General features: G+C 62.7%; 13 protein-coding genes. 10 read left to right on the forward strand and 3 right to left on the reverse strand.

What is annotated here, in order from left to right; translation table 11 throughout:
* The first annotated feature begins 26 nt into the window (after positions 1-26).
* The 8 genes from pdxH (at position 27) to ABWK72_RS05305 (ending at position 8,746) form a co-directional block, all read left to right on the forward strand.
* A complete protein-coding gene (gene pdxH / locus ABWK72_RS05270) occupies positions 27-662 on the forward strand; it encodes a pyridoxamine 5'-phosphate oxidase (protein ID WP_367873736.1) in 636 nt (211 codons plus the stop codon).
* 291 nt (positions 663-953) lie between these two features.
* Positions 954-1,706 (forward strand): ABC transporter permease, encoded by a 753-nt coding sequence (locus ABWK72_RS05275; protein WP_367873737.1) that lies wholly within the window; start codon positions 954-956, stop codon positions 1,704-1,706.
* A 4-nt stretch (positions 1,707-1,710) separates the two neighbouring features.
* On the forward strand, positions 1,711-3,285 hold the full coding sequence (locus tag ABWK72_RS05280) for a Gldg family protein (RefSeq protein ID WP_367873738.1): 1,575 nt from the start codon (positions 1,711-1,713) through the stop codon (positions 3,283-3,285).
* Between the two features lie 6 nt (positions 3,286-3,291).
* The gene (locus ABWK72_RS05285; protein WP_367873739.1) at positions 3,292-5,286 is read left to right on the forward strand and encodes a DUF4340 domain-containing protein; all 1,995 of its coding nucleotides are present in this window, start codon (positions 3,292-3,294) and stop codon (positions 5,284-5,286) included.
* A 264-nt stretch (positions 5,287-5,550) separates the two neighbouring features.
* A complete protein-coding gene (locus ABWK72_RS05290; RefSeq protein ID WP_367873740.1) occupies positions 5,551-5,826 on the forward strand; it encodes a BrnT family toxin in 276 nt (91 codons plus the stop codon).
* An 8-nt stretch (positions 5,827-5,834) separates the two neighbouring features.
* Positions 5,835-6,107 (forward strand): CopG family antitoxin, encoded by a 273-nt coding sequence (locus tag ABWK72_RS05295; RefSeq protein WP_367873741.1) that lies wholly within the window; start codon positions 5,835-5,837, stop codon positions 6,105-6,107.
* Positions 6,108-6,111: 4 nt separating this feature from the next.
* Positions 6,112-6,501 carry a VanZ family protein gene (locus ABWK72_RS05300; protein ID WP_367873742.1) on the forward strand — a complete coding sequence of 130 codons (390 nt, stop codon included), beginning with the start codon at positions 6,112-6,114 and terminating at the stop codon, positions 6,499-6,501.
* Positions 6,502-6,742: 241 nt separating this feature from the next.
* Entirely contained in the window at positions 6,743-8,746 is a 2,004-nt protein-coding gene (locus ABWK72_RS05305) for a S41 family peptidase (RefSeq protein WP_367873743.1), read from the forward strand.
* Between the two features lie 36 nt (positions 8,747-8,782).
* Here ABWK72_RS05305 and ABWK72_RS05310 read toward each other — a convergent pair whose 3' ends face one another.
* Positions 8,783-9,532: a phosphodiester glycosidase family protein gene (locus tag ABWK72_RS05310; protein WP_367873744.1), complete on the reverse strand. Its 750-nt coding sequence runs from the start codon at positions 9,530-9,532 to the stop codon at positions 8,783-8,785.
* Between the two features lie 290 nt (positions 9,533-9,822).
* Between ABWK72_RS05310 and pyk the strand changes: the two genes are divergently transcribed.
* The gene (gene pyk, locus ABWK72_RS05315) at positions 9,823-11,226 is read left to right on the forward strand and encodes a pyruvate kinase (RefSeq protein ID WP_367873745.1); all 1,404 of its coding nucleotides are present in this window, start codon (positions 9,823-9,825) and stop codon (positions 11,224-11,226) included.
* 497 nt (positions 11,227-11,723) lie between these two features.
* Here pyk and ABWK72_RS05320 read toward each other — a convergent pair whose 3' ends face one another.
* Complete coding sequence (locus tag ABWK72_RS05320; RefSeq protein ID WP_367873746.1) at positions 11,724-12,812, reverse strand: mechanosensitive ion channel family protein; 1,089 nt, start codon at positions 12,810-12,812, stop codon at positions 11,724-11,726.
* A gap of 220 nt (positions 12,813-13,032) precedes the next feature.
* On the opposite strand from ABWK72_RS05320, the gene ABWK72_RS05325 reads away from it, so the two are divergent.
* Positions 13,033-13,917, forward strand: coding sequence for a YihY/virulence factor BrkB family protein (locus ABWK72_RS05325; RefSeq protein ID WP_367873747.1), 885 nt, complete (start codon positions 13,033-13,035; stop codon positions 13,915-13,917).
* A 10-nt stretch (positions 13,918-13,927) separates the two neighbouring features.
* Here the strand turns inward: ABWK72_RS05325 and ABWK72_RS05330 are convergent, their stop codons facing one another.
* Entirely contained in the window at positions 13,928-15,367 is a 1,440-nt protein-coding gene (locus tag ABWK72_RS05330) for a C39 family peptidase (RefSeq protein WP_367873748.1), read from the reverse strand.
* Positions 15,368-15,472: the final 105 nt, after the last annotated feature.

The following is a 15,472-nucleotide window of genomic DNA, read 5'->3' on the forward strand; positions in this document are numbered from 1 at the left end:
CCCGCGCCCGCGCCCTATTTCCGCGCATGGATTTGTCGGACTTTCGCCAGGAATACACGGGCCGGGGTTTGCAGCGGGAGGATCTGGAGGCGGATCCGATGCGGCAATTCGAGGGGTGGTTCAAGCAGGCGACGGAACTGGGGCTGCACGAGCCGAATGCGATGAGCCTGGGGACGGCAGATGCGGCGGGCAGGCCGCTGCTGCGGACGGTGCTGCTGAAGCATTTCGATGCGGCGGGCTTCGTGTTCTACACGAACTACGGAAGCCGGAAGGCGCGGCACATGGCGGAGAATCCGCAGGTGTCGCTGCTCTTCCCGTGGATCGTGCTGGAGCGGCAGGTGATCGTGCAGGGGCGGGTGGAGAAGACGACGGCGGAGGAGACGGCGCACTATTTCCACCTGCGGCCGCGGGATTCGCAGTTGGGGGCCTGGGTTTCGGAGCAGAGCGCGGTGATCGAATCGCGGCAGGTGCTGACGGAGAAGCTGGCGGAGCTGACGGCGCGGGTTGGAGGCGGGGAGGTTCCGGTGCCGCCTTTCTGGGGCGGGTATCGGGTGGTGCCGGAGACGGTTGAGTTCTGGCAGGGGGGGCCGGCGCGGCTGCATGACCGGTTTTTTTATGAGAGGAAGGCGGAGGGGTGGAGTTTGGAGAGGCTTTCGCCTTGAAGGCAGAAAGACGAACGCCGAACGCCCAACGTCGAACGCCCAATGCTGAATGGAAGGCAATGGGGCGGTGAGGTGAGGCTGGGCTGTGAGAGTGGCTTCTGCGGGCGGGTGGCGCACTCCTGGCTGTGAAGCAGCACTGTTTGAATCACCCTCGGGTCCCGCGCGGGGCCATTCGATATTGGGCGTTCGGCGTTGGACGTTCGGCGTTCGTTTTGTGCATTCAAACATTCCCCTTCCCGCCCGCGGCGGGTTTGCTTAAACAGGCGGCCCGCGAGGCACCCAACCGAATTCATGCGACTGTTGTTCATCATGCTCCGCAAGGAGTTGAGGGGTTATTTTTTCAATCCCTTCGGCTGGGTCGTGCTGGCTTTCGTGACGGCGATGCAGGGCGCGGCGCTGTCGACGGCGATGAAGGGTTTCCGCGATTCGCCGAGCCAGGACAGCCTGGTCTACGCGGTCTTCAACAACACGCTGTTCTGGTTCTGGTTCCTGTTCATCTTCCCGCTGATCACGATGCGTTCGTTCGCGGAGGAGGAGCGCAACGGGACCCTCGAAGGGCTGCTGACGGCCCCGGTGCGGACCTGGCAGGTGGTGCTCTCGAAGTACGGCGCGGCAATGACCTTCTACACGCTGCTGTGGATTCCCGGCTTCCTCCAATTCCGGATGTATGAATGGATCACGGACATCCCGCCGGCCTACGCGCCGGGCGCGATGCTGGGGGCCTACACGATCCTGATGCTGATGGGCGCGGCCTTCACGGCTATCGGCTGCCTGGCCTCCGCGCTGACCTCGAGCCAGATCATCGCGGGCCTGCTGACGATCGGGATGCTGGTGATCCAGTTCTTCCTGGGCTACGTGACGAATATCTGGGGGGAGGACTTCCGCGCGGCGGGCCTCTTCCACTACATCTCGAGCCAGGAGCACCTGCACTATTTCTCCCGCGGCCTGCTGGATACCCGCCCGGTGGTGTATTACCTGAGCTCGGCGGCGCTGATCCTCTTCTTCACGTATCAGGTCATCGATTACCGCCGCTGGCGCCGTTAGATTCATGAGCAGCGATTCCGAAAGTCCCTTGCGAAAGGCCGTGAGACCGATCCGGCGTCTCGGCACCGGCGTGCTGTCGCTGACGCAGATCATCTGCATGCTGGTGCTGTTCGTGGCGGCGAATTACCTGAGCTCGCAGCAGCATATCCCGAAGGACCTGAGCTCGGAGGCGGTCTACACGCTGTCCCCGGTGGGGCAGCGTTATCTGGCTTCTGCGGCCCTGCAGGAGCGCACGGAGCCGGTGCGGATGCTGGTGGCCTTCCGCCGCAGCAACCCGATGTATGAGAAGGTGCGGGTGCTGGCGGAGGAATACGCGCGGCTTTCCAAGGGCAAGATCGAGCTGAAGCTGCTCGATCCGGTGCGCCAACCGGACGGAGCGCAGCAGGTGGTCGACCAATTCGGCGCGGTGTATGGCGAGGCCTACAAGAAGACGATTTTCAATACCGACCTGATCATCCTGGATGCGCGGAGCAAGGAGGAGAAGGACAAGGCGGCGGCGGACGGCGCGGCGGCGAAGACGAACCCGCACATCCGCTTCATCGAGGCGGAGATGATGGCGCGCTTCGAGACCGACCAGAAGGGCCAGCGCAAGGTGACCGGCTTCCGCGGCGAGGACGCGATGACCGCCGGCCTGCTCGGCGCGATCGAGGGCAAGTCGCGGCTGGTCTACCTGATGCTGGACAAGAGCGGCTTCACGGCGGACAGCGCGGACGGGGCGCTGGCGAGCTTCGAGAACATCCTGCTGACCCAGAACGTCATGATCCGCGGGGCGCGGATGAGCGAGATGGACCGGGTGCCGGATGATGCCGCGGCGATCGCGATCGTGAATCCGGCCTACGATTTCAACCCGGCGGAGATCAAGGTGCTGGACGAATACTGGCAGCGCCCGCGCGCCGGGATCCTGATGACGCTGGGAGCCTCCGGCACGCCGCCGAACCTGCGCGCCTTCCTGCGCAACCAGGGGATCACGCCGGGCAACGACCGGGTGCTCACGACCAAGGGCCAGCAGGTCATCACGACCGTGCGCGGGGTCTTCGAGCAGGGCTGGGACTTCACCCAGGACTTCGCGGGCAAGAGCAATTTGTTAGAAGGCGCGACCTGCAGCCTGACGATCCGCGACAAGAACAACGACGACCTGACGAGCAAGGGCCTGCTTCCGCTGACCCTGCTGAGCAGCGCGCCGGAATTCTGGGCGGAGACCCGCTTCAGCATGCCGAACCCGGTGCTCGACATGCGCGAGGACACGCGCGGGCCGGTGGCCCTGGCCGGAGCGGTGATCCGCGGCTCCGCGGCGCGCGATGACGTGGGCGAGCAGATTTCCAAGCTGGCGGTGATCGGGAATTCCGACTTCCTGGCACCGAAGTATCTCTCCGACATCAACCGCAATTTCACCGCCAGCACCATGAACTGGCTGATGGGCCGCGAGGAGCTGACCGGGGAAGGCCCGCTGACCCTGGGCACCTACAAGCTGCCGCTGCTGGATAGCCAGCTGTCCTTCATCAACCGGGTGAACCTTTTCTTCCTGCCGGCCTTTGCCCTGCTGGTCGGCGCGATCGTCTGGTCATCGCGTCGGGCCTGAACTGCCATGCGCTCTGTCACATTCACGCTCCTGCTGTTCGTGCTGGCCGCCTCGGTCACGGTGGTGGCGGCGCTGCGGATCAAGGAAGGGAATTTGTCGCGCTTGTTCGGCGCACCGCCGGTCGAGCCGGGCCGGTATCTCTACAAATTCGACGGCGAGAAGGTCCGCCACATCCAGCTCGGCGGGAACGGCTTCATCGTCGACTGCACCTGGGACAAGGGCCTGTGGACCGCGGAAGGCCGGCGCGTGAACCGCGAGGGCGGCGGAGCCACCACGACGGTGCTGTGGAAGGATCGCCTGGACCCGCGGGTGGCGGATACGATCGGCCAATTCACGCTCGGCACGCAGGTGGTGGACGTGATTCCGGAGGGCAAGCTGGACACTTCCAAGGGCGGGCTCAAGGAAGGCAAGATCGGCGTGAAGATCGAGGACGGGAAGGGCGAGCTGCTGGCCACCTACCTGCTCGGCCACTCGACCAAGTGGGTCCACATCGACCCGCAGACCAAGCAGGATTACCCGACGGTCTTCGTCCAGCCGCTCGATCCCGGCCGCAGCGATGACACGTATGTCTGCACCGGCGACATCCGGGCGGTCTTCCGCGATGGCTTCCGGCACCTGCGCGACCACCACCCTTTTCTTTTCAATCCGCTGCAGCTCGAGGCGGTGCGGATCCAGGACGGAGAGAAGGAATTGCTGCTCTCCCGCACCGGGGCGACCACGCCGTGGCGGATCACCAAGCCGCTCGAGTTGAAGACGAATCCGGAGGCGGTGAAGAAGCTGCTGACCGATCTGCTCAACCTGCGCGCGGTGGAGGTGAAGGATCGCTCCGAGGTGACGCTGCCGGAGGCAAGCACGAACGGCCGCCAGCGCTTCGGCCTGCGGCACTTCGGGCAAAAGACCGAGGTGGTGCTGGAGGTCATGCCGCCGGTCACCCCGGAAGCGGAGACGGTTTTTGCCACGGTGAGCGACCGCCCTGGCACGGTCTTCGAGCTGCGGTTGAAACCGCTGCCCGCCGTGACGCTACCCAGCGTCCCCTCCACCCCCGGCATGCCTCCGCCGCCGGTGGTGAAGGATGATATGGTCGCGCTGGCCGAGCTGCCGGACACGATCGACGAGCTGCGCGATTCGCGGCTGAGCTTGCTGGTCGCGGAGTCCTTGCAGGGGATTCTGATCAGCTCCTCCACCGGACCGGAGATTGTCCTGAGCCGCGCGCAGGTGGGCGCGGACTGGCTCTACCGCAATGCCAAGGGCGGGGAGGAAGAAAAGGCGAATCCGATCACGCTGGTGCGGCTGCACGATGCGATCACGAAGTCGAAGGTGCTGAAATTCGTGAACGACGCGGCGACCGACCTGACGCCTTACGGTCTCGACCGGCCGTCGATCTCGCTGCGCTTCGTGTCCTTCGGCTCGGAGAGCTTCGAGCTGGTCTTCGGCCAAAGCAAGGACGGCACCTGGTATGCGATGCGGGCCGGGGTGCCGATCGTGATGAAAATCGATCAACAGGTGATCGACAACATCTCCACCCAGCTCTGGCAGTGGCGGCAGCCCTACATCTGGTCGCTGAGCGATGTGAACGTGCTGGGCGTGGAGCGGCAGATGACCGGCAAGCCGGACCTGCTGCTGGAATACGATGTGGTGAAGCAGCTCTGGCGGGCGCGGGAAGGCTCGACGGACCGAAGCCCCGAGCTGGTGCTCGCGCGGGCGGACAAGCTTTTGCAAGGGGTGATCGGCCTGCAGGTGGAGGAATGGCTGGCCCCGGACCATGCCGATGCCGCGGTGGCCCTGGCCTCCCCCACCCTGCGCTTCGAGGTGACGGCGAAGCAGTTCAACGAGCAGATGGTGGAGATCGGCGTGGCCCAGCATCTCCTGACCCTGGCGCCCGGTCCGGCCGGTCCCGGCACGAAATTTTATTACGGGCGGGTGGACAAGGACCCGAATCCCTTCCGCATCGTCGCCCAGTCCGCGGAGCGGCTGGAGGTGGATGTGTTCGCGGATGATTGAGAGGGAGGGATCGGAATGACGAATTCAGAATTCCCGAATGCAGAATGTCGTGTCGAAGGGAATGGGGCGGCTTTGATTCGCAGAGGAGGCTTTTTGTTCTACAAAACACTTCATTCGACATTCGAAAATTCGGCATTCGGCATTCGGTTTCCCTCCCCCGGCGACGCTCAAAAGCCGGGAAAGCTCGGGGAATCCTGATTCCCTGTCCTTTCCGCTTCCCCATTCCTCGCATCTCGTGTTTTCTCCGGCCCGCAACCGCTTTCCATGGAACTCGACCTCATCGACGTCCACTTCGACCTGAAGTCGACAAAACCGCGCGAACTCGAGGAAGCCCTCGAGGATCCCTTCGGCGTACGCCTGCTGCCCGACCGTGAAGACGGAGTGGAGGCACGCTACTACGCCTTGGGACGGACCGTCGCGGACCGCTACCTCTTCCTGTGCTTCTGGACCGATGGGAAGCGGACCCGTGTGATCACCGCCCGCCCGATGAGCGAGGGTGAGCAGCGCTTCTACGAGCGGAAATACGCCGAGTTCAAATGAGCCAGCCCATGCAGTCCATCACCCGCTGGTCGGATATCCCGGCCTTTGACGACGAGGAAACCGAAGCCCGCTTCTGGGAGACCCACGAGCTGGATGCGCGCCTGATGTCGGGCTCCGTCCACGAGCCCGACTCGCGCGAGTCCACGACGATCACGCTGCGTTTCGACCCGCGGATGCTGTCGCGGATCAAGCGGATCGCCCGCTCGCGCTTCCTGAACTATCAGTCGATGATGAAGCAGTGGCTGGCAGAGCGTCTGGAAGACGAACTGCGCAAACAGTAAGCGCGTGCGCAAGGTTCTCCGCCATCCACTGCTGTGGTTCGCGGCATGGGCCGCGTGGGTCGGTACGCTGTGGTGGCTGTCTGCCGGAGTGCGGGCGTTCCCGCCGGGGATGAGCTTCGAGTTCAGCGACAAGGTGCTGCACTTCGGGTATTTCCTTGGTGGCGGCGGGTTGGCCGCGGGCTTCTTTTACCTGCTAAGCGGGGAGCCTGCCAATTGGAAGCGCGTGCTGCTGCTGGCGGTGCTGGCCACCACCTTGGTCGGCGTGCTGGATGAGTGGCACCAGAGTCATGTGCCCGGGCGCCAGGGGAACGATCCGGCGGATCTCACCGCGGACTTCCTCGGAGCCTTGGCCGGAGCCTGCTTGTTCCGAAAGGGCCACCGGGTGCTTGCGTAGGCAGGCGGCTTCGTGGATTTGATGCATCGGGCTGCGGGACCGGAGACGGCGTGACGCATTTCCATGTGAAACCGGAGGCGGGCGTCACATGGCGGGGAAGGAGCCCGACACCATCGGCGGCGCGCATGGTCCCGATACCCTTCCGCCCTCTTAAACCAAATCCCCTTGCGGAGCGGGTTAAATTCACCTAGCAACCTAACTACCAGTTACGTCCTGTTATTACTTAAACCGCCTCAAACCCATGCCCTCCCGCAAACCAGCAACATCGCATCAACCCAAAACGAAAACCTCCCGGCGCAATGCGAAATCAGACAAGCCAGCTCCTTGGGTAAAAAAGCTAGGCGTAGCTGTCAGACCTCACTTTGCGAAGGCTACCAGCCTCTCTACATTCCTTGATAGCACGGGAAAGCTTACGTTAGAGCAGGGCAAGACCATCGTAAAGCAAGCGCTCCTGCTGGTCGAACAAAACTATGCCCATCTCCCCCTCAAGCGGGCGATGCACTCGATCGATCCGGTGCAGCGGTTAAAACTACTGCTCCAATCCCTCGATCTATCTCAAGCCGCTGCTTTCATCGAAACCGAGTTCCATTTGGAACTCACGGAAATTTTCACATCCCTTCGGGATCTGCACACCAACTATCTGCTTCCCTCGCCTTTCAATGAAATGACCGCAGTTCTGCCGTTCGCAGTGGAGGACTACTACGAGGCAGGACAGCGGAAGTATATCGCATCCCACATCGCAACCGGATTTAGCCACCCGTCTTTCGTCAAAGGCGTGGAATTGACGCACTGGAACGGAGTGCCAATCGAACGGGCGGTGTGGAACAACGCGCAGCGCTACGCCGGCAGCAACCGCGAAGCGAGGCATGCACGCGGCGTCCAAACGCTTACCGCCCGCGCGCTGATCATCGCCCCGCCTCCCGACGAACTCTGGGTGATCGTCGGATACATAACCTCCGCAGGTAAGCCTGCCGAATTCCGATTCGATTGGCAGACCAATCCGCCATTCCCTTCCGGGAACGAACCGACCGCCGCGAAAGGGCTTGCCGCTGCCTCGATGGGAATCGACCTCGAACAGGACATCGTCCGCCGGATGCGATTGGCGCTCTTTGCCCCCCGGACCATTAGTGAAGCCAAAAAGGTTTCCGGGAAGGCCGCCCGAGCCGCGCTGAGAGCGCCGCAGGGAATGGGAGCCGTCAACTACGACTCGATCTACCCCCAGGTGTTCTCCGCGCGCGAGGTGACCACGCCTGCCGGAACTTTTGGATGTATCCGGATCTGGACCTTCGATCATTGGCCACCGGAAGAGTTCGTAGGTGAATTCATCAGGCTGATCGAGTTGCTGCCACGGGAGGGCCTGATCGTCGACGTGCGGGGAAACGGCGGCGGTGTCATCCACAATGGCGAGCTGATCCTTCAAACCTTGACTCCCCATCACATCGAACCCGAGACGCTTCAGTTTCTCAACTCCCCGCTCAACCGTGAGATCTGCCAGAAAAACGGCCCGGCTTCCGGTTGGGCTGATCTTTCAGCCTGGGTGGGCTCGATTGACCAAGCCTTGAAAACCGGTGCCGCGTTCTCGGCGGGCTTCCCGATCACTGATCCGGTGAAGTGCAATGACATCGCGCAGCGGTATTTCGGCCCTGTCATCCTCATCACGGACGCCCTTTGCTATAGCACGACGGATATCTTCGCGGCCGGCTTTCAGGATCACAAAATTGGTCCAATCCTCGGGACTGATGGGAACACCGGTGCAGGCGGCGCCAACGTATGGGAGCAAAAATACTTTGTCAGCGATATCTTGCCAGCCGGAGTCTACGAAGAGCTCCCGAATGGCGCGGGCATGAGGGTGGCGATCCGTCGCACCCTCCGCGTCGGCCCGAATGCCGGAACGCCTTTGGAGGATCTCGGAGTCGAGCCGTCCCATCGCCATTTCCTCACCCGCAAGGACCTCTTAAGCGAAAACGCGGATCTGATGAATGCAGCAGGGGCGCTCCTGAAAGCCCAGCCCCTGCGGAAATTCGCCGCCATCGTCGAAAAGAAAGCGGGGGGCAATTCGACCCTGAAAATGCAGACCAAAGGGATTACCCGGCTTGATATCTATATCAATGAACGACCCGTCACATCGCTCGACGTCAACTCCGCATCGACCTCTTTTGCCATGCCCGCCGGAAAAACTCCGATTCAGAAGATCGAAATCCGGGGTTTCGATGGGAGCGAGTTGGTGGCCCGGGTGAAGATGTAAAGCCGATGGCTTCCGAGCAAACCACGAGGCACCCGGCTATTGCTCCACCACCACGAACATCGCGCCGAATTGATTGCTTTCGACTTTGTCCGCGGGGTTCAAGGACATCTGCGAGATATCGCCATCGAGGAAGAGGGCGTCCTTGCAACCGAGCTTGAGGAAGAGACCGGCGAAGTCCCAGAAGTTCACGACCTGACCCTTGCCGGTCATGGCGAAGACGAGCTTGCCATCGGCATCGACGCCGACGCCGTTTCGATGCTTCTTGTTCGCGGAGCCGTCTTGGAAGGCGGGGTGGCGCTTGCCGTCGAGGAGGAGCAAAGGGCCGGATTGGATGGCGTAGCGGGGCGGCGGCACTGGCTTCTCCGCGGCGGCGAAGGAGGCGGTCTCGTGGATGGAGGCGCGCGGGGTGGCCTGCGCGCCGGCGGGCTCGCGGATGAGGAAGACGCCGTTCGGTTGGAGGAAGAAGTTCCCCTTCCCTGCCGCGGTGTTGAGCGGATGCAGTTCCTTGCCGTCCTCGATGTGCAGGCCGGAGGGGATGCCGCCGGGCTCGAAGATGCCGGCATTCATGAGGAACTTCACGCTCTTGCCTTGCTTGGCGAAGGTGGTTTGGACTTTGTCGAAGGTCCGGTAGGGCTGGCCAGCGGCGTCCTTCCAGACGAGGCGGACTTGGGCGGGGGAGAGTTTTACGACGCGGAAGCTGGCCCCGCCATGGGTGACGGCTTCTTCCTTTACCTCCGCGGGGAGGAGACCGGTGAGGGCGAGGCAGAGGAGGAGGGCGGCTTTCACTGGGGGGAGTTTGGACGCGATGGAGGATGCTCGCAAGGTAGTCTGCCCGGGCCTTGAAAGGGTGGTCCGCGCAATCCTCTGTGCGGTGAAGCCACCCTTGTCGCGCGCTTCACCCGGGGGCCCTCGGGCGGATGCCACCGCCAGAACTGCTTCGCCGCACAGAGGACTGTGCGGACCGCCTTTGCGGACCACCTTTGGCGTGTGCGGACCACCTTTGTCGATTCCGGCACGAAACATGCAGGTCTCCCCGCTCGACTGCGGTCGCGCCGCCTTTTAGACTTCTCCCGTCCATGTCGCGCAGAACCAAGATCATCATCACCCTCGGCCCGGCGACGGAGTCCGAGGAAATCATCGGCCAGCTCATCGATCTGGGGACCAACGTGTTCCGGCTGAACATGAGCCACGCCAAGCATGAATGGGCGCGCGAGATGGCGCGCCGGGTGCGGCGTGCGGCGGCGGAGCGGTCCGTCCACGTGGCGGTGCTCTTCGACCTGACCGGCCCCTCGATCCGCACCGGCGACCTGGAAAAGCCCTACGATCTGAAGATCGGCGACCTGGTCGAATTCCGGAAGTCCACCGCCGAGCCGAGCCTGGCGCTGTCCACCACCGTGAACTACGACGGCCTGATGGACGACGTGGCGGAGGGCCGGACCCTGGTGGTCGACAACGGCACGATGCTGATGGAGATCAAGACCCGCAAGGATGACCGGATCATCTGCGAGGTGAAGAACGCCGGCAAGATGGGCTCGCGACGCCACATCAACCTGCCCGGCACCCGCCTCAATCTGCCCGCGCTGACCGAGAAGGACCGCATCGATCTCGCCCTGGCCGTGGAGTGCGACGCCGACTACATCGCCGGCTCCTTCGTCCGAGATGCCGCCCATGTGCGCGAGCTGCGCGAGGCGGTGGAAGGACTCGAAGGCGGGGCCCAGATCGTTTCGAAGATCGAGGACCAGGAAGCGATCCGCAATATCGATGCCATCATCCAGGCGACCGACGTGATCATGGTGGCCCGCGGCGACCTAGGCACCGAGGTGCCCTTCGAGGAAATGCCGATCCTGCAACGCCGCCTGGTCAAGCGCTGCCATGAACTCGGCAAGCGGGTGATCGTGGCGACGCAGTTGCTGGAGTCGATGATCCAGAACCCGACGCCGACGCGCGCCGAGGTCACGGACGTGGCGAATGCGGCTTACGAAGAGGCGGATGCGCTGATGCTTTCCGGCGAGACCAGCGTGGGCCTGCACCCGCTGCGCTGCGTGGATGCCCTGGTGAAGATCAGCATGCGCATCGAGCGCACCGGCGGGCTGGGCTTCGGCCAGTGCGTGCTGCTCCGCGACGAACGCCAGAAGGCGGCGCGTGCGGCGGTGACCCTGGTCGATAGCTTGCCGGACGCGCGGCTGATCGTGCTGACACGGCGCGGGGTAATGGCCAATCACACGGCGATGCTGCGTCCGCGGACCAATGGTTTTTATGCCTTCACCCCGAAGGACCGGGTCTGCCGCCAGCTCGCCCTGACACGGAACATCGAGGCCTTCCGCCTGCCCTTCGCGGCGACCATCGACGAGACGATCCAGCGCGCGATCGAGATGCTGCGGCAGGCGGATCTGGTGAAGCAGGGCACGCCATTGGTGATCGTGTCGGATATCCTGTCGGACCATTTCAGCGCGAATTCGATTTTGCTGCATCACGCGTAGTTCGAAGCCCCGCGGAGGTCCCGAATCCAAGGGTACGTAGTCCCGCCTAGGCGGACGAACGGTCCCTGAGGCGGATCCTTCGGGGGGCCTCGTAGGGAAGAGAGCTTTCGAGGTGGCTTCTTGATACTACGCCTCGTGAACGCTGCGGATCCAAGGGTACGTAGTCCCGCCTTCAGGCCAATGCCGTTAAGGACTGGTTGCAACTTGCTGAACATTAACAACCTGTCGTCCGGGTTTTTCATTTTTCGCCAGCCCCGTCTAGAATGAGCTGCAACGAGAGGCATTGCTAAATCAACGTTTGTCGCCATCTAGGAGCCTCAGAATCTAACAGGTCCTTAACGGCATTGGCCTTCAGGCGGACGAACGGTCCCCTGAGGCGAATCACTTCGGGGGGCCTCGTAGGGAGGAGAGCTTTCGAGGTGGCTTCGTCCGCCTAAAGGCGGGACTACTTACCACGTCTCGCGGACCTTGTAGGGACCGTGGTTCTGGAGGCCTCGTCAATTCCCTCCCCCTCCCACGGTCACCTGCTCGGCGGCTTGCAAGACCACCGGTGGAGTGGGCGAGGCGAAGCCGGATCCCGACTCGGTGACGATGTCCATGATCCGCAGATAGATCTCCTCACGGACCTTCAGGAATTCGTTCATATCGCGGGTCGTGACGTAGCAGAATACTTCCAAGTTCAGCGCGGATTCGGTGAACTCGATGAACCTGACCCGGCTGCCGGGCGCAATGTCCGGACGCTCGTCTAACAGGGCGCGCATGCTTTCGAGAATCGCCCGCATCTGGGCAGGGGCTGTCTTGTAGTCGAGAGCGAGCACGGCCTTGAGAAGGATGCGGTCGCGCACGGTCACGTTCTCAATCGGGAGTTCGCACAGCTTCGCGTTGGGAATCGTGAGCAAGGTGCGATCGACCGTGCGGATTCTCGTCGAGCGGATCCCGATGTCCTCGATGGTGCCCGCGCTGCTCCCGAACTTGCAGAAGTCCCCGACCCGCGCCGGTTGATCTACGACAAGGGTGACGCCGGCGAAGAGGTCCTCCACCGTCTGCTTCCCGGCCAAGGCCAAGGCGAGGCCGCCGATGCCTAACCCCGCCAGAATCGCGCCGACATCGATGCCGAGGTTCTGCAACAGGAACACGACGCCGAAGATGATGATCGCGCCCTTGAGAACCTTCCTAACAAGCGGGATGGCGGCCTTGGCATGCGAGCGCCCGGTGCGATCAAGCGTCGCCGCCAGGAAGTTCGAGCCGACACCGGCCAGCCGTAGCATCAGCCACAAGATCGCGAGAGTGCCCAGGGCCAGCTCGGAGTAGTGGAGGAATCCCTGAAGCTCGCCCGAGATCGGCAGCGGCTTGCGCCCGAGGTGGAAGAGAGCGATGCCCACGAACCACTGCGCTGGCTTGCGCGAGAATGCCACCAATCTTTTGAAGCGGGACTTCTCTTCCCCCTCTTCCTTCCGCCCGACGATCGAACTCGCCAGCGAGCCGATCAACTTTGCCACCAGCCAGGCGAGGCAGGCGACCACCGGCAGCGCGAGCCATGCCCAAACCGGCGTTCCTCCGGGAGCCCAGGTGAGCCAAGAGGGCATGCTATTGGCAAGTGTGGCGGGAAGGCGATCTGTCAGACTCATTCGCCGGGAACCACGAACCGGTAACGCAGCCTGTCAACCGCTTGAACCAACACCGGCAAGATGCACGGCCGTCCTTGCATCTTGAACGCTCACGATACTGCAACCGATCCATGGTAGCCGCGGGAGGCTGCGTGGAACCTTCCAAGGAAAGCGGCACGATCCATGTTAGAGGGAAGCAATGGATGCGAAACTTGCTTGGAATGTCCTGAAGCAAACGCTCCGCGAATTCCACGAGGACGATGCCTTCACCCTGAGCGCCTCGCTGGCCTACTACGCCGCCTTCTCGCTCGCCCCGCTGCTGCTGATCTCGATCGCGGTGGCCGGCACGGTCTTCGGAGAGGATGCGGTGCGCGGGCAATTGGACGATGAGATGCGCGCCAGCCTGGGTGCGAGCGGTGCCCTGGCAGTGCAGGACATGGTGGCCCATGCCTACAAGACCGATGGCAACATCTGGGCTTCCATCGCCGGCATCGCGATGCTGCTGATCGGCGCAGGTGGCTTCTACGGCCAGCTCCAGATGGCCCTTGATCGGGTCTGGGGCGTGAAGCCGAAAAGCGGCAGCGGGATTCTCGCCGAGTTGAAGTCGCGCTTCGTCTCATTCACCATGGTGCTCGGCACCGGCTTCCTTTTGCTGACCTCGATGATCCTGAGCGCCGTGCTCGCGGCCCTCGGCAAATACGCCGACACCATCCTGCAACTGCCCGCCGCGCTCTGGAACACGATCAATGGCATCGCCTCGTTCGCGGTGATCGCCCTGCTCTTCGCCGCGATCTTCAAGGTGCTACCGGACGTGCGGGTGAAATGGCATCACGTCCGCTTCGCCGCTATCTTCACCGCCCTGCTCTTCACCCTCGGGAAGATGCTGATCGGGTGGTATCTCGGGCGGGAAGCGACCAACTCCAGCTATGGCACGGCAGGCTCCCTCGCCCTCGTGCTGATCTGGCTGTATTACTCTTCGATCATTCTCCTCTTCGGTGCCGAGTTCACCCAGGTCTGGGCGGAACGTCACGGAGAGAAGATCCAGCCGACGGAAGATGCGGAGTTTCCGGGCGAGCCGGGATGATGGATCGGAATCAGGGAAGTATCATGAAAAGCCCGCCGGTGCTCACCCAATTGGCCAGCCCTACCGGCACCCAGCGGCGCTCATAGCGCGGGCCCCATGAATCGGAAACCGCGAGTTCGTTCGTCTTCTCATTGTATCCCACGATCATGCAGATGTGACGGTGATCTTCGTCCGCCTCTTGCTTGGCGAGCGTCTTGGCCTTATCGGCGATTTCCTCCGCCCACTTTTCCCAGTCCGTGACGCTCTGGCGATTGGTGGTGTTGCTGTTTGCCAGATCGTTATACTCGTCCAGGGAGCGCATGGTCCACATCACGGGAACGCCTTCATCGATGTAGCGCTTCACGTCACGCACCCGCAGCTCTTTCGAGTTCTCGTCCTTGGTCCGGCGGCCCTTGCTCCGGACCTGCGAGCGGACCTCCTCCAGCATCGTCTGCACCGAGGTTCCGCCGCCCATCTGGCTCTTGCCGACCATCGCGAGCAAATACATGTCCGCTTCCAGGCCGACCGTGCGCATCGCGCGCTCGAAGGTCGCCGGCACGCAGTAGCCCTTCGGGCCTTGGTTCACCATCGGGATCTGGCCCAGATAAACGTCACCGCTTTCCTCATCCTTCACCACGTCATCCTTCAGACGCTTGCGGATGTCGGCGTCCTTGACCTTGGCGGTCTTCCCGCCTCCATCCGCGACGCTGAGCGGAACGATCGAGAGGGACACGTATTCCGCTTCCTCGTTCGAAAGGAGAAACGCGTGGCCGTTCCAATCCCACCGGCGGACCGTTCTCCGTGTGGCACGGGAATCCCCGAAGCGCTGCATCTTCGGCTCGCCGAGCACGCTCGATATCGCGGCGAGCACTGCTTTCTCATCGGCTTCCATCGCCTTTGTGAGGGACTTCACATCGGCCTCGCTCTCGCCATCGAAGTGATCCTCACCCTCGCCAACGCCGCTCATGAAGTCTCCCTTGTTGGCATAGACCGCGGACATCACCGTGGCGTTGCCATCTTCACCTGAATAGAGCGCCACCGAGTAAGGACGTGCGCCGAAAAGCTTATACGTCGCGGTCGTGTAGGCGCGCCAACTCGCGCTGTGCTTGGTCTTCGACTCCTGCCTCAGGCTCAAGGCGGTTGCCATCCCTTCGGCCGGGCGGATCTCGAAGGGCTGGCCGGAGAAAATTTCGTGCCCGGCCGTAACGTTGATCTTCGGGATCTCCTCGGACAGCTGCTTCGCCTCTGCTTCAAAGGCAGGCTTCGATGCCGCGGGCAGCTTCTCGGGAGCTACAGCGAACAACTGGCCATCCGACTCGCGGCGGAGCAGGTATTTATCCTTGTCGATTCCTTCGAAGCGCACGCGCATGGCACGGCCATCACTACCCTGCATCTCCTTCCAGTCGCCGGTCGCTGCATGGAGGTTTAATGAGAGCGCAAAGGGAAGAGTCAGGAGGAGGAGGGTCTTCATGGTCAAAAGACATAGGAGCAGCAGACTGCATTCAAGGAATAAAAGATTCGCTTAAGTGAGGTTAGGTCAAGGGATCCCCGCCCGGCCGGGGGCTCGCGGGAGAAT

It is taken from the genome of Luteolibacter sp. Populi, assembly GCF_040801775.1.
Classification (GTDB): Bacteria; Verrucomicrobiota; Verrucomicrobiia; order Verrucomicrobiales; family Akkermansiaceae; genus Haloferula.

Coding starts and splice junctions, on each gene's coding strand:
- pdxH (WP_367873736.1), top strand. CDS start 27: ATGGATTTGTCGGACTTTCGCCAGGAATACACGGGCCGGGGTTTGCAG.
- ABWK72_RS05275 (WP_367873737.1), top strand. CDS start 954: ATGCGACTGTTGTTCATCATGCTCCGCAAGGAGTTGAGGGGTTATTTT.
- ABWK72_RS05280 (WP_367873738.1), top strand. CDS start 1,711: ATGAGCAGCGATTCCGAAAGTCCCTTGCGAAAGGCCGTGAGACCGATC.
- ABWK72_RS05285 (WP_367873739.1), top strand. CDS start 3,292: ATGCGCTCTGTCACATTCACGCTCCTGCTGTTCGTGCTGGCCGCCTCG.
- ABWK72_RS05290 (WP_367873740.1), top strand. CDS start 5,551: ATGGAACTCGACCTCATCGACGTCCACTTCGACCTGAAGTCGACAAAA.
- ABWK72_RS05295 (WP_367873741.1), top strand. CDS start 5,835: ATGCAGTCCATCACCCGCTGGTCGGATATCCCGGCCTTTGACGACGAG.
- ABWK72_RS05305 (WP_367873743.1), top strand. CDS start 6,743: ATGCCCTCCCGCAAACCAGCAACATCGCATCAACCCAAAACGAAAACC.
- pyk (WP_367873745.1), top strand. CDS start 9,823: ATGTCGCGCAGAACCAAGATCATCATCACCCTCGGCCCGGCGACGGAG.
- ABWK72_RS05320 (WP_367873746.1), bottom strand. CDS start 12,812: ATGCCCTCTTGGCTCACCTGGGCTCCCGGAGGAACGCCGGTTTGGGCA.
- ABWK72_RS05325 (WP_367873747.1), top strand. CDS start 13,033: ATGGATGCGAAACTTGCTTGGAATGTCCTGAAGCAAACGCTCCGCGAA.
- ABWK72_RS05330 (WP_367873748.1), bottom strand. CDS start 15,367: ATGAAGACCCTCCTCCTCCTGACTCTTCCCTTTGCGCTCTCATTAAAC.